This window comes from Devosia sp. MC1541, assembly GCF_012847305.1.
GTDB lineage: Bacteria > Pseudomonadota > Alphaproteobacteria > Rhizobiales > Devosiaceae > Devosia.
Genome location: NZ_JABBDZ010000006.1, coordinates 161,074 through 174,685 on the forward strand (window position 1 = coordinate 161,074; position 13,612 = coordinate 174,685).

Below are 13,612 nucleotides of genomic sequence, written 5' to 3' on the forward strand. Positions count from 1 at the left end.
TTTGTCATGACGAAAGTCGCTATCGCAGGCGCTGGTGCCGTTGGTTTTACGTCCGCCTGTTTGCTCCGCCTCCTCGGCAATGACGTTACGCTCTGGTCGCCGTCGGGTCGTGGGACCATGGGTCTGCGCGAGAACAATAAGATCACCACGACGGGCAGCGTGAACGGCACGTTCGATGTGAATTTCGTCGAAGACCCAAAGCTTCTGGTCGAGTCCGCCAAGCTGATCCTGATCGCTATTCCGGCCTATGGTCAGCGCTCGATTTTCAATCAGCTGGTGCCCTATTTGACCGATGAGCACACCGTGCTGATCACCGGTGGTCAAATGGGTCTGGGCGATCTCTACCTCTCCAAGCTCTTGGCTGATGCGGGCAAGAAGACCCTGATTGCTGTGCTCAATGGTCCAATGACCATGGGTCGTAAGCTTGGGCCAAATGACGCTGTGCAAGTGCCACCAAAGAAGATGGCGCGCATTTCAGCCATCCCTGCTGACCAGACTGACCGCGCTATCGCTGTTGTCTCGGAAGCCTTTGGTGACCGCTTCAAGGGCTTTGGCAGCGCCTTGGAAGTTGGCCTGATGGCCATGGGCGGCATTGTTCACTCCGGCCTTGTGATGGGCAATATCACCCGCATGGAAGAGGGTGAGGAATGGTGCGGCTATTACTACGTCACCGAGTCCATCAGTCGCCTGATCAATGCGCTCGACCAAGACCGCCGCGCTGTCGCCAAGGCCTTTGGCATCGATAGCCCAAGCGCTGCTGGGATTTTCACCCAGGGTCAGCGTCCTGACGCGACTGTTCGTGAAGTGCTGTTCCCACTGACCTACGAACGCACCTTCCGCAATGGTCCGCGCAAGATCGAGCACCGCTATGTTGAGGAAGAGATTCCGTACAACCTTGTAACGCTTGAACGTTTTGGCCGCATTGCGGGCATTCAGACGCCAAATGTGACACGTGTCATCGACATGTATCAAATCATGCGCGATCGCGACTATCGCACCAAAAACACCATGGCCGTGGCGCTGGGTATCGACGAGCTGTCGGTCGATCAGATCAATCAGAAGTTCACTCAGGGCTTTTAAGCTTTTTGCCAGCGGCCGCACTGTGGGCGCTGGCGACTTACCCTGAATATCTGTCGCATAATGAGAAGCTGACCACGGACTGTGGCCAGCTTCTAACTTTTTGAGTGACTTGGTATTGGCAGAAAGGCCATCAGCGATAAGGCGCTTTGGCGTATCAGGGTGATGTTGGTGTCGCGCTGTTGTTTTCTGTACGGACGAGGATGAGAGCGACGCAAGCCGCGAAGATGCAGGCTATGCTGGTGCATAAGAATACCAGAGCACTGTCGAGGGCGTGAAGCTGTCCGGCGACGAGGATGAAGAGGGCCGAGATGAGCCCTGTCCCAGCGGCATAGGTGCCGGTCGCACTCGAGAGTGCTTCGACCGGGATGTTGCGGCGCATATAGGTGGCGACGCCGATTTGGGTCATGGCCAGCGAACCAGTTTGCAAGAGCTGCATGAAGAGCGTGGGGTAGAGATCTGCCGAATAGGCGAAGGTGCCCCAGCGCAGAACGCTTGCTATGGTGCCAATGGCGATAATTTTGCCAGCAGTGAGGCGTGCGGAGACGCGGCTTGAGAGCGCGAAGGCGAATACTTCGGCGCCGACGCCAAGCGCCCAAAACGCGCCAATGGCGAGTGTTGAGTGGCCAGCCTCGATCCAGCGGAACGTGCTGTAGGCGTAGAAGACGCCATGGCAGGATTGCGCGATTGCGGCGCTGCCGACGAGCAGCAAGAAACTGCGGTTGCGAATGGCGGTGCTGATTGTGGCAAGCGAGGTCGCTTGATCGCGGGTGCGGGTTCTGCGCGGCAGGGCGCTGGCCAGTACGGCTTGGCACACCAGAACAACGCTGACCAAGACGATGACGGCCGCTGTGCCCTGCCAATCGACCAGATAGCCACACAGAAGCGTGGTGACGACAACAGCGCCAGAGCCCCAAGCGCGCACCTTGCCGAACTCAAGCCGCGTGGAGGCGAGGTTGGCGAGTAGAATGGACTCGCTCAAGGGAATGAACGGAGCGCTAACGAAGCGCGAGCAGAGGAAGATACCGGCTATAGCGAGCGGCGTTGAGGCCAGCTGCAGCCCGGCATTGGCGAGCAGGGCAAGAGCGATGAGGCCAAGGAGGATGACTTTGGCTTGCCCTGTTTTGTCAGCCAATCCGCCAACGATGGGATTGATCAATACTGCCAATAGGGCCCCGGCGGCAGTGATGGTTCCGATGTCTTGGATGCTGAGGCCTTCAGACTGCAGCCACAGCGGCATGAAACTTATCCCAATTGCGATTTGGGCATAGAGAGCAAAATAATAGGCGTAGAACGACATAATACAAAAACTGCCCTGACCGCATGGCCGGTATCGTATTGCATCCTCTGATTAAGTCAGCATGGCAAAAAGAGATATTTGCCGGTCGTAGAGCGAATATTTTTTGGCGAAAATCTCGTCACCGCGCCTGACGGCTGCGCCGGGGCGCAGCCGTGGTGGAGGGTGATCAGCTTGCCGCTTTGAGCGCGTGGCTTGGCGGCGCTGCACCGGGAATGGAGGCGATCAGCTCGCGGGTATAGGCGTGCTGCGGATTGAGGAAAATGTCGTCGGGTGTGCCAGACTCGACGATAGCGCCCGCTTTCATCACATGCACCTGATGGGCGATCATGCGGACGACGGCGAGGTTGTGGCTGATGAAGAGATAGGAGAGGCCCAGCTCTTCTTGCAGCTTGGCCAGCAGAATGAGGATTTGTTCCTGCACCAGCACATCGAGGGCGGATACCGCTTCGTCGAGGACGACGAGTTCGGGCTTTAGGGCGAGGGCGCGGGCAATGCCGACGCGCTGGCTCTGGCCGCCCGAAATTTCAGCAGGGCGACGATCGGCAAGGGCTGCGGGCAGGGCAACTTGCTGCAAAAGCTCATCCACGCGATCGCGGCGTTCGGCGGCGGTGCCGATGCCGTGCAGGATCATCGGTTCTTCGACGGATTGGCGGACGGTGTAACGCGCGTCGAGCGAGCCGAAGGGGTTTTGGAAGACGGGCTGCACGCGGCGGCGGAAGTCGAACAGGTCTTTGCCGCGCAAATGGGTGATGGTGCCGCTGTCAAAGACGATGTCGCCCGAGGTGGGCTCTTCGATTTTGAGCAGCATCTTGGCGGTGGTGGATTTGCCTGAGCCGGACTCCCCGACCACAGCGACGGTCTGTCCGCGCTGGATGGTGAAGGAGGAGTTTTGGACGGCGGTGAAATCGGCGCCCTTGGAGAACATGCCCTGACGGCCGGGATAGATTTTTTGGACGGCGACAAGCTCTACGAGGGGTCGACGGCTTGTGTCTTGGGTCGTGGGGAAAGGCTTGACCAGCGGTGGCGTGACCATGGTTGGCACGGCGGCGATCAAGCGGCGGGTATATTCGTGTTGCGGATTGGCCATAACCTCGGCGGCCGTGCCGGTTTCAACGACATCACCACGATACATCACCACCACATCGTCACAGCGCTCTGCGGCGAGGGCGAGATCGTGGGTGATGAGGATGAGGGCGGTCCCCAACTGCTGGGTGAGGCTCTCGAGCTCTTCGAGAATGACCTTTTGCACCGTGACGTCGAGCGCGCTGGTGGGTTCGTCGGCGATCAAGAGGCGCGGGCGGCAGGCAAGGCCCATGGCGATGAGGACGCGCTGGCGCATGCCGCCGGAAAGCTCATGCGGATATTGGCGGGCGCGGCGGGCGGGCTCATTGATGCCAACCATGTCGAGCAGTTCGACGGCACGGTTGAACGCTTGGGTGCTATTGGCCTGACCATAGACTTCGAGCGCTTCGGCGATCTGGGTGCCGACGCGCTGAAGAGGGTTGAGATTGGTCATCGGGTCCTGCGGGACAAGACCGATGCTCTTGCCGCGCAGGGCGCGCAGACCCTTTTGGTCAAGCTTGGTGACGTCCTGACCATCAAAGAAAATCTCGCCAGTGGAGACGCGGCCATTATCGGCCAGAAGGCCATTGATGGCGGCAGCAATGGTGGATTTGCCGGACCCGGACTCGCCAACGATGGCCAGTTTTCGGCCTGCGGGCAGGGTGAGATTGAAATTGCGGACGGCAGTAACGGGGCCGCGCGAGGTCTCAAATTCGATGGACACATCGCGAAGAACGAGCAGTGGGTTCGAGCTTTCAGTCATGACAATGTCTCCTGGGAAAGGGGGGCGGAATTGAGGGTTTTGGTGCTGAGGGCGAGGATGAGCGCGATCAGCGTGGACACGCCGCCAAGGCCGAAGAGCCAGTAAAAACCTTCGGGGCCAGAGGGGGTGACGTAATCAAGGTGGAGCGCAACGATAACGGCTCCGGCGACGCTGGCGGCGGCCGCGCCCATCTGGCGGCTGAGCATATTGAAGCCATTGCTGGCGCCGAGCTTGTCGGTGGGGGTCGCGCTCATCAGGGCCACGGGCAAGGCCGCGAAGGCAAAGGAAATGCCGCCCGAGAGGAACATGGTCGAGAGCGCCACGTAGATGGAATTATCGAGATAAAAACAGCGCGCCAGAAAGGCTGCGATGGAGACGGCTATGCCGGTGGCAATTGCGGCGCGGACACCGGAGTGGACGACCATGAGCCCGGCCAAGGGCGGCGCGACAATGGCGATGAGGCTGGCGGGCAATTGCACAAAGCCGGTGGTGAGGACGGTGCCGCCAAGGCCGACGCCATTGTGCATGGGCATTTGGCTGATGGTGATGGTGCCGGTGAAGCTGAGGAAGAAGCCGAAACCGAGGAAGAGTGCGATGAGGTGGCTGGTCGAGACGGCCGGAACCTGCAGGAGGCTTAGATCCACAAAAGGTTGTGGCGTGCGGTTCTGGTGCCAGACCCAAGCACAGAGAAGCGCAGCGGCGAGGGTGAGCAGGGTGGCGCTCATGGGAATGGACATTTCGCCATCGGCAGCCAGGCTCAACGGCAAAAGAATGAGGGTGAGGATCAGGCCAAGGCCCAGCGCGCCCGTGAGGTCAAAGCGCTGTCTTGAGATGGGGGCGACGGAGGGGACGAGGACCCAGATGAGCAGGGTTGCGAGAACGGCGGAGCCGCCCATGATCCAGAATAGGGTTTGCCAGGTGCCGAAGGAGACAATGAAGCCCGCTAAAGGCACGCCCAGGCTTGTGCCAATGCCGATAGTGCCGCCGATGATGCCGACGGCCATGGGCAGGCCTTCGACGTGCCAGAGACGGCGCAACATGGCCATTGAGAGGCCGACGATGCCGACAGAAAAGCCCTGCAGGACGCGCCCGATGATCATGGTGGTGAAATCAGTGGCGAGGGCGGAGATGAAGGAGCCAATGGCCAAGGCGATCAGCGAGAGCATGATCATCGACTTGAGGCCAAAACGATCGCCCAGCCAGCCGACCAAGGGGGCGCCGATGGCCCCGACCAGCATGGTCGATGTCGCCACCCATGATGCGGCGGCGATGGAGACGTTGAACATCGAGGGAAAGAGCGGAAGCAGGGGCAGCACAAGGGTCTGCATCAGGGCACCGATGACCCCGGCAAACCCAAGCGCCACCAAGATTGCCGGCCGGGCCAAAGATTGGCCCGACCCTGCTGAGTGTGAAAGTGAAGACACAAGTGTTCCTAAGCAGCGTCGCTTGCAGAAGTCGCTGCCCAAGAGCGGGCGATGTCGGCGACGTTGACGACGTTGGCGAAGGACCAAGCCATGCCGAAAAGGGCATAGTGCTTACGCTCTGGGAGGAACTCGGCGACAGCATCGGCAACAACGAAGGTGCCGTAGTCGCGTTGGCCGGCGTCGCGGACGGTGGTTTCCACGCAGATGTTGGCGGTGACGCCGCAGACGATGACGTTGCGGACGCCCATGCCGGTAAGCACTGGCTCAAGGCGGGTGCCGTAGAAGGAGCTTGGACGGGACTTATCGATGACAACTTCGTCGGGCTGCACGTTCAGCTCTGGGATGATCTCGATTTCGGCAGTGCCGTAGCCAAGTGAATTGGTGGACTTACGCGCTTCTGGGTTCGCACCGTATTTGCGACCGAAATCGACCATGCCGGGGGAGTAAACGTAGCGGGTGAAGATCACCGGCACGCCATTGGCGCGGGCAAGGTTGACCAGCTCGATGGTGCCCGGAATGGCTTCACGCAAAGGGGTGACGTCGAAACCGGCCTGACCCAGGCTATCGTTATTGTCGAAGAAGGCGCGCTGCATATCGACAACGATTACGGCGGTTTCGTGCTTTGGAACGTCGCCGGTGTATTCGCGGATTGGGTGGAGTTCAGCCATTTTAATATCCCTCTGAAATCAGTGAATTAGTTGAAAACGATCATGCCATCGGGACGCGGGGACCACTCGACGTCTGGGGTGACAGCGTAGGAATAGGTGTCCACGAACAGCGGTGCGTAGAAGGTGTTTTCGGTAACGATGGTGCTGATCTGAGCCAGTGTTGCGGCGCGTGCGTTCTGGGCTGCAGTGCCGACCTGAACGTCGAGCAGAGCGTCGATGTCAGCATTGTTGGCATAGCCCTGACCGCCAGAGCGGAGCAGCATGTTGAAGGGCAGGTCCGCGTCCATCACCGATGGGGCAAAGGCGTGGAGGTAGAAACCACCGAGCGAGGCTGAGAACCACGAATTGGAGAAGGTGTTGGCTTCTTGCGGGTCGAGGGTCACGGTGATGCCCGCTTCGCCGAGGAAGAAGGCGATGGCCTGTGCAACCTGATCAATCTGCGGCAGACCAGTATTTGGGTAGGTCAGGGGGATGGCCGTGCCGTCATAGCCAGCTTCGGCAACCAGAGCCTTGGCCTGATCGAGATTGTAGGTCGTGGGAGCGATGTCTGGGCTGTAGCCGAAGGACACCGGCGCAACGAGCTGGGAAGCTGGCTCGGCAGCGCCATTGAGCAGACGCGAGGACAGCAGCTGACGATCTAGCGCCAGATCGGCAGCCTTACGCAGCTTGGCATTGCTCAGCTGAGCCGTGGTGGCGTTAAAGCCAAGATAGACAACGCGGTTGGACTGCTGGTGGACAACCTTGGCGCTGCCCGAGCCTTCAACGGCTGGAACACTGGATGGACCAAGAAGGGCAATGTCGAGATCGCCGGACTGAACCGAGTTGGCGCGGGTGGTCTCATCGGGAACCGGCTGGAAGATGACGGTTTCGTAGGTGCCCTTATTGCCCCAATAGGCGTCAAAGCGCTGAAGAGTGATGGTGTCGCTATTGGCCCAGTTTTCGACCGAGTATGGGCCGCTGCCGATGGGCTTGCGGGCATAGGCTTCGGCGCCCATGGTCCCAAATGCGGCCTTGGAAATGATCGGGATCAGCGTCGCCTGACGGTCGAACGGTGCGTATGGGATTTTCAGCGAGAAGATGATGCGGTTGCCTTCCGCGCTGATGCTTTCGACCGTCGAGAGATAGCCACCCAGACGCGAGGTCTTGTCGGTCATGGCTGTTTCATAGGTGAAGAGCACGTCTTCAGCGGTGACAGGCGAACCGTCGTGGAAGGTGGCGCCTTCACGCAGGTTGAAGGTCCAAGTCATGAGGTCTTCCGAGGCTGCCCAAGCGTCAGCCAAGCGCGGAACAACAGCGCCCGAGGCGTCAATGCCGGTCAGCTGATCAAAGACGTTATAGAAAACGTTCAAAGCTGGCAGGCTGGTGTCGTAGATCGGGTTGAGGCTGACAGGCTCGGCGACCAGTGCGGCGGTGACGCTGGTTTTGTCGGCAGCGAAGGCTGGTGACAGCGCGGTCATGGCGAGAAGGGCAGTGGTCGTTGCCAGCAGGGTGCGACGTGAGAGGATCATAGTGTTCTCCAGTGTTGGGTAGGTGGAGGAAACGGAAGGGCGGAAGTTCAACCGCGAGACGGGGCGCGATTGAGGGATTGGGAGGCGAACTGAATGCCGCCGATGAGGAAGAAGATGACCAAGGCTGGCAGGAGGGTGAGCGGCAAATTGGTCTGCAGATAACGCTGACCTTCGCTGATCATCAGACCCAGGCTCGGGGTCGGAGGCTGGATGCCCAGACCAATGAAGCTGAGTGAGGATTCAACGGTGATGATGACGCCGACATCGAAAGCGGCGAGCACGAGCACAGCGGGCAGAACATTGGGCAGGAGATGCTTGCGCATGATCCACCAGCTGGAGCCGCCGGACGTGGTGACGGCGGTGATGAATTCGCGCTCCCGCAGCGAGATCACCTGAGCCCGGACGACGCGACCATAACCGACCCAGTTGACGCAACCGAGGAGGATCACCAGCAAAAGAGGGCTTGAGCCGAGGGCGGCGACCAGAACGATGAGCAGCAGAACAGTTGGGATGGCCAATTGCACATTGCCCAGCGCCATGAGGAGGCTATCGACCGGGCCGCGCATCCAACCGGCCAATAGGCCGATGACGATGCCGATGACGGCCGAGATGCACACGGCACCAAGAGCGACCAGAACAGAGACACTGGCCGCGACCGACAGGCGGCTCAAGATATCGCGGCCCAGAGCGTCGGTGCCCAGCGGGTGCGCCGGATTGGTGAAGGCGGGTTCGAGCGCAAAGAACAGGCTCTGCTTATTGGGATCAAACCCTGACCACAGAGGCACCAAGGCCATGAGCGCCAGAACACCGGCGAGCATGATGATGGCGATCCAAAGAGAAAAGGGCAGGCGGGGCAGGCGGATCGTTTTGGTGGTCTTTTCGGGCGTGACAGATGTTGGGGTCATGAGAGCCTCACGCGCGGATCGAGGACCGCATAGAGAATGTCGACAACGATGTTGATGAGGATGAACACAGCAGCGGTGACGACCACGCCGGCCTGCACGATGGGGTAATCACGCTGGGTGACGCCCTGGACGATCAGGCGTCCCATGCCCGGCCAATTGAACACCATCTCCAGCACCACGGTGCCGCCGATGAGGATGCCCAGATTGATGCCTGCGACGGTGATGACCGGCAGAATGGCATTGGGCAGCATGTGACGGAACACGAGGCGGTTGCGGCTGATGCCCTTGGCAATGGCGGTGCGGACCCAGTCGTTACGCCGCATCTCATCAAAGAAGGTATTGAAGAGGCGCAGGTAGAGCGCGATTTCAAATGTCGCCATGGTCAGCACGGGGATGACATAGCTGGCAGTGGAATTGCGGCCGATGGCGGGTAAGACGCCCATATTCACCGAGAGGATGAGAATGAGCAGGATGCCGAAGAGATAGGGCGGCACCGACTGGCGGAAGGTTGCGACCCATAGGAGGCCGTTGCGCAGTCGACGATTGCCCGTGACTTCCCCCAAGACCGCCAGAAGCAGCGCAACGGCAAAGCCGATGACAAAGGATGTGATCGCGAGTTCTAAGGTCGCGGGGAGGCGTTCTAGTACGATTTCGAGGGCGGGACGCTGCTGACGCAGAGAGTCACCCAGATCGCCGGTCACGGCCTTCGCCATGAAGTCGAAGTATTGTTCTACAACAGGACGATTAAGCCCGAGCGTCTCGCGCATGGCGTCGACATCGGCCTGTGTCGCTTGGTCTGGCAGCAGCAAGCGGACCGGGTCGCCGGTCATTCGCGCCAGAAAAAACACGAAGGTAAGGATTGCCAGCAGGGTCAACAGACCCCATGCAATACGGGTGAGAATATAGCGTGGCATCGCTCGCCTCTAAATGTCCAACAATTAGAGGCTAAGGGGCTATCTCGCACTCCGGCAACAAAAAAGCTGTCCGGGAGGCGAAAAAAAGTTTAAATGATGAGCATGAAATCGTTGTGATTAAAATTTAATCGCGCGCTGTGCCGTGCAGGGCCGGAATGCTGATTTTGGGGGCTTCTTTGATAGAAAAACCAACCAAGGGTAAGGCTTTGGCCGTGCGCAAGGTGCAAAGTGCTTATTTGCAGATTGCTGAGCAATTGCGGGACTTAATCCTGCAAGGCGCGCTGCAACCGGGAGAGCAACTGCCTTCGGAGGCTCAGCTGTCTGCCAATTTTGGCGTCAGTCGGAACACTACTAGAGAGGCGCTTCGGGTGTTGAGCTCGCAGGGATTGGTGCAGACGTCGCGGGGAATCACCGGCGGCACATTCGTCGTCATTCCCGATGTGAGCTTTGTGCAGGCCAATATTGAAAACGGCCTCGGTCTCATGACCGCGGGGGAGCAGATTTCGGAAGCCGAGATTCTGGAGACTCGTCTGGCATTAGAACTGCCTGCAGCGCGTTGGGCGGCGGAGCGTCGGACAGAGCAAGACCTTGAGCGCATTCGGCTTGCGGCGCGCAGCGTTGAGCGCGGTAAGGTGCTGAGTGAGCGCACCGATCACAGTGTGGATTTCCATCAGGCCGTGATGGAGGCGGCGGGTAACCGTTTGATGGCTGTTATCGCGCCGCCCGTGTGGCGAATCTTTGCCCATTGCGCCAAGAGCAGTCCGGGTCGTCCCCATCTCTGGCATGACATTGATTGTGATCATGCCGAGATTTTGGATCATATCGAAGCGCGAGAGCCCGATAAGGCAGAGGACGCGATGCGCGTCCATCTGCTGCGTTTGCGCTCGATTGATTAAGCGGCGTTGGTGCGCTGAGGAGCGAGTTTTGGCTCGGGGCCGCTCAGCATCCACTTGTCAGCAGGGGCGTTCATATCGGCAAGGTATTCCTTGGCGATTTTGATGGCGCGATAGACGTCGCCCGTCATCAGACAGCGATTGATCTCGGTGATAAAGGGGACCGAGTTCGGGTACTCGGCCAACATGTCGCCAACCACCTGGAAATACGCATCGTGATGGGTGGCGACATTGGCATCGAGATACATTTTCTGCAGCACAAGGCGCAACTGAGAGGGCGTATCCTGCGCGGTATCAGCATCCACAGCAAACTCACCCCGTAGCACGGGCACGCTCCCACTGATCAACAGCGTAGATGATCCGCGTGAGACAATCTCTACACGCGTGTCGCCAATGAGAACGCTTTCGCCGGGCTTGAGGGTGAGCTTGAGGGACATGGTTCTTACCGCAGGTAGTCGAGCAGGCTCAGATTGCTGACCTTTGCCATGGTGGCGAAGGACGCTTGCAACTGCATTTCATAGGATGTGAGGCGTACCGCCACCTGGGTGACGTCGACGTCGCGAACACCTGACAGATCCGCTTTGAACATTTCCTGGAAATCTTCTTCGCGGCGAACTGAGCGTTCGAGTGCTGCAGCATTGAGCGAGAGAGTGCCCTGCACGCCCGCTGCGTTGTTGATCGCTCCCATGATCAGGTTCAGCGAGTCATCAACGGTGGTCGCGCCAAAAACGCCGTTTGTATCGGCGATAATGGACAGCGCGCGGAAGGCCTTTTCAAAAGCTGGATCGCTCGCCGCAACGCCATAACTTACCGACTGTTCTGCCGAGACCTGAGCCGACGCCAAGGCGTCGTTGCCCATGTAGTAGTCGGTATAGGGCTGGGTAGGATCTGCAAGAGTGTAGTTGGCCAAATCGACCGGAAGAGTGGTCGTTGCGCTACCGCCGAAGAGATAGCGGCCCTCGTACTGGGAATTGAGCAGAGCACCCAATTCGGTCATCGTGAAGGATGCATTGTTGGCGAGAGATGCCCGCGTCTCGGCATCGGAATTGACGCTCTTGATGCCGGCCAACGCCACACGGAAATTGCTCAGCAGTTCGTTGACGGTGTCCATGATGCCGTACATGACGGCAACACGGCTCGACGCTTCCTGGGCTGATGCTGTGTAGGTCTGCGAGCGGGCCAGAGAGATTTCGAGATCAATCAGGACCTTGCCGCTGGCGCCATATTCACCAAGCGCGTTGGACTTAATGCCACTCGCTTGCTGCATCTGCATTTCCGCCATGCGGGACTGGGTTTGTAGGGATGCTGCGAGCATCCGGTCATTTAGAGCGAACGTCGCTACGCGCATTGCCATGCGAAGTGCCTCCCTTACTTCACAACGCCCAGAAGGGCATCGAACATGTCATTGAGGACCTGCAGCAGCTGGGCTGCAGTGGTGTATTGCTGCTCAAGCTCAGAAACGCGGGCGATTTCTTCATCAACGTTCACGCCGCTTTGTGCGGAAATGGCGGTGGTGAGGGTCTCGTAGGTGTTCTGCTTGCTGTCGAGCGTGTTGCCAGCTGTGCTCGCGCTGATGGCTGAGCGCGAGGCGATCAGGCCAGCGTATGAGGCAAAGCTTGACGAGGCTGCGGCGAGGCCACCAGCGGCGGGGAAATCATGCTTATCGGTGACGCTCTTTTGGAGGGTCTTAGCGAGGGCAGGCGAGACGCCAGCGGCGCTGGCGCCGACGACGAGCGGATCGTCCGTGCTGAGTGAGGCTGTCGACAGCCCGGTCGGCGCGGCGCGGATGTCCGCCCGAACGGCGACATTGCGGCCATCGGTTCCAACGATCAGATCGTTAAACCCGAAAGCGGCGGAAACGCCCTTGCCACCAATGTCGCTCGAAATATCGGCGAAGGAGATGCCATTGCCAGCGGTCGAGCTGATGGAGAATTTGCCGCTCGCGTCAATGCTGGCATCAAGTCCTGGTACGGCATCGATCGCTGCTGCGAAATCGTCGAACGTTGCGTAATTCGCAAGGTCGAAGTCGCTGTAGGCGACCAGGGTGCCGTCAGGATTGATCTCGGCGACGCGGAAAGTGCCGTTACCGTTGAGCGCGTCCGTGCCAACAACTTGGGCGTTGCTGGTGACGCTGGACGGGGCAGGCAGGCTGGTGCCCTGATTGTAGGCCGCGTTGACGCTTTCGATCAGCGACTGCGCGAAGGTATCAATCTCGGACTGGGTCGCGGGCAGGTTGACGTCGCGCTGATAGAGCTGCGCGCCAATCTTGCCAGAGGTGATCGCGCTGGTGACGTTCTTGCCGTCCAACATGATCGGGCTGAAGACCGTTTCGGTGGTGACGAAAGCCGAGCCGGTGTAGTTCAGCTTATGGACAGTGCCATCGAGAAGGGCTGCACCAGAGGCGCTGTAGATCTTCATGGTGTTGTCTGGGCTGACATAGGCCGAAACATTCATTTCAGCGGCAATGTCCTGAAGCGCTACGGCGCGGCGATCTTCGAGATCTGCCGTCATGTCGCCACGGGCTGCAGCTTGCTTAATGTCTTTGTTCAGCGCGTGGATGGCTTCGAGGCGCTGATTGACCGTGGTAACGCCGTCGGCAATGCCTTCGTCCGCGCTGGCGCGCAGGCTCTGGGTGCCGGTGGAGATGGCGCGCAGATTGCTGACCAGAGTGTCGAGCGTGTCGACAAGCTGAACCTGCAAGGTCTGGCTTTCCGGGGTGCCAGAGAGCTGAGCCAGTGCGGTTTCAAAAGCCGATACGTGGTTAGCGAGCGTGTTGCTCGACCCATCGCTAGAGATGGTGCCGAACAGGGCCTGAACGCGATCAGCGAACTGCTTCAGAGCGGATGCTGAAGCGAGTTCGCTGGTTGCTGCATTGAGGCTTTTGAGCAGATATTTATCGGCTGAGCCACTGACTGAGGCGACTTCAACACCGGCTCCCAAACCGCCTGTGGCGGTCATCAATTGGGTGCCGGTTTTTCGCGTGTACCCAGCGGTATCTGCGTTGGCGATATTTGACGCCGCAATCTGCATATTCACCTGGGACGAGGCGAGTGCGCTGGTTGCGGTATTACGGATTGCAGCAAACGACATTGCGCGAG

12 protein-coding genes are annotated in these 13,612 nt (G+C 59.4%); 2 read left to right on the forward strand and 10 right to left on the reverse strand.

What is annotated here, in order from left to right:
* Window positions 1–6 precede the first annotated feature (6 nt).
* Window positions 7–1,080: an NAD/NADP-dependent octopine/nopaline dehydrogenase family protein gene (locus HKD40_RS09060; RefSeq protein ID WP_169195414.1), complete on the forward strand. Its 1,074-nt coding sequence runs from the start codon at window positions 7–9 to the stop codon at window positions 1,078–1,080.
* A gap of 154 nt (window positions 1,081–1,234) precedes the next feature.
* On the opposite strand, the gene HKD40_RS09065 is transcribed toward HKD40_RS09060, so the two are convergent.
* From HKD40_RS09065 to HKD40_RS09095, 7 genes are all read right to left on the reverse strand, one after another.
* Window positions 1,235–2,377, reverse strand: coding sequence for an MFS transporter (locus HKD40_RS09065; RefSeq protein ID WP_169195415.1), 1,143 nt, complete (start codon window positions 2,375–2,377; stop codon window positions 1,235–1,237).
* A 166-nt stretch (window positions 2,378–2,543) separates the two neighbouring features.
* On the reverse strand, window positions 2,544–4,202 hold the full coding sequence (locus tag HKD40_RS09070; RefSeq protein WP_169195416.1) for an ABC transporter ATP-binding protein: 1,659 nt from the start codon (window positions 4,200–4,202) through the stop codon (window positions 2,544–2,546).
* Window positions 4,199–5,587: an MFS transporter gene (locus HKD40_RS09075; protein ID WP_210257067.1), complete on the reverse strand. Its 1,389-nt coding sequence runs from the start codon at window positions 5,585–5,587 to the stop codon at window positions 4,199–4,201. Before HKD40_RS09075 ends, HKD40_RS09070 begins: the two co-directional genes overlap by 4 nt.
* A 47-nt stretch (window positions 5,588–5,634) precedes the next feature.
* Window positions 5,635–6,294: an isochorismatase family cysteine hydrolase gene (locus tag HKD40_RS09080; protein WP_169195417.1), complete on the reverse strand. Its 660-nt coding sequence runs from the start codon at window positions 6,292–6,294 to the stop codon at window positions 5,635–5,637.
* Between the two features lie 26 nt (window positions 6,295–6,320).
* Window positions 6,321–7,802 (reverse strand): ABC transporter substrate-binding protein, encoded by a 1,482-nt coding sequence (locus HKD40_RS09085; protein ID WP_169195418.1) that lies wholly within the window; start codon window positions 7,800–7,802, stop codon window positions 6,321–6,323.
* Between the two features lie 47 nt (window positions 7,803–7,849).
* Window positions 7,850–8,707, reverse strand: coding sequence for an ABC transporter permease (locus HKD40_RS09090; protein WP_169195419.1), 858 nt, complete (start codon window positions 8,705–8,707; stop codon window positions 7,850–7,852).
* Window positions 8,704–9,621 (reverse strand): ABC transporter permease, encoded by a 918-nt coding sequence (locus tag HKD40_RS09095; RefSeq protein WP_169195420.1) that lies wholly within the window; start codon window positions 9,619–9,621, stop codon window positions 8,704–8,706. The genes HKD40_RS09090 and HKD40_RS09095 overlap by 4 nt, the downstream gene beginning before the upstream one ends.
* A gap of 176 nt (window positions 9,622–9,797) precedes the next feature.
* Here HKD40_RS09095 and HKD40_RS09100 point away from each other — a divergent pair, with 176 nt between their 5' ends.
* Window positions 9,798–10,517 (forward strand): FadR/GntR family transcriptional regulator, encoded by a 720-nt coding sequence (locus HKD40_RS09100; RefSeq protein ID WP_169195421.1) that lies wholly within the window; start codon window positions 9,798–9,800, stop codon window positions 10,515–10,517.
* Here the strand turns inward: HKD40_RS09100 and HKD40_RS09105 are convergent.
* Genes HKD40_RS09105 through flgK form a run of 3 tightly spaced genes read right to left on the reverse strand, consistent with a single transcriptional unit; the run spans window position 10,514 to window position 13,604 of the window.
* Window positions 10,514–10,951: a flagellar biosynthesis repressor FlbT gene (locus HKD40_RS09105; protein WP_169195422.1), complete on the reverse strand. Its 438-nt coding sequence runs from the start codon at window positions 10,949–10,951 to the stop codon at window positions 10,514–10,516. The two genes, HKD40_RS09100 and HKD40_RS09105, sit on opposite strands and share 4 nt — an antisense overlap.
* 5 nt (window positions 10,952–10,956) lie before the next feature.
* On the reverse strand, window positions 10,957–11,868 hold the full coding sequence (locus tag HKD40_RS09110) for a flagellin (protein ID WP_169195423.1): 912 nt from the start codon (window positions 11,866–11,868) through the stop codon (window positions 10,957–10,959).
* A 14-nt stretch (window positions 11,869–11,882) separates the two neighbouring features.
* Complete coding sequence (gene flgK, locus HKD40_RS09115; protein WP_169195424.1) at window positions 11,883–13,604, reverse strand: flagellar hook-associated protein FlgK; 1,722 nt, start codon at window positions 13,602–13,604, stop codon at window positions 11,883–11,885.
* Window positions 13,605–13,612 lie beyond the last annotated feature (8 nt).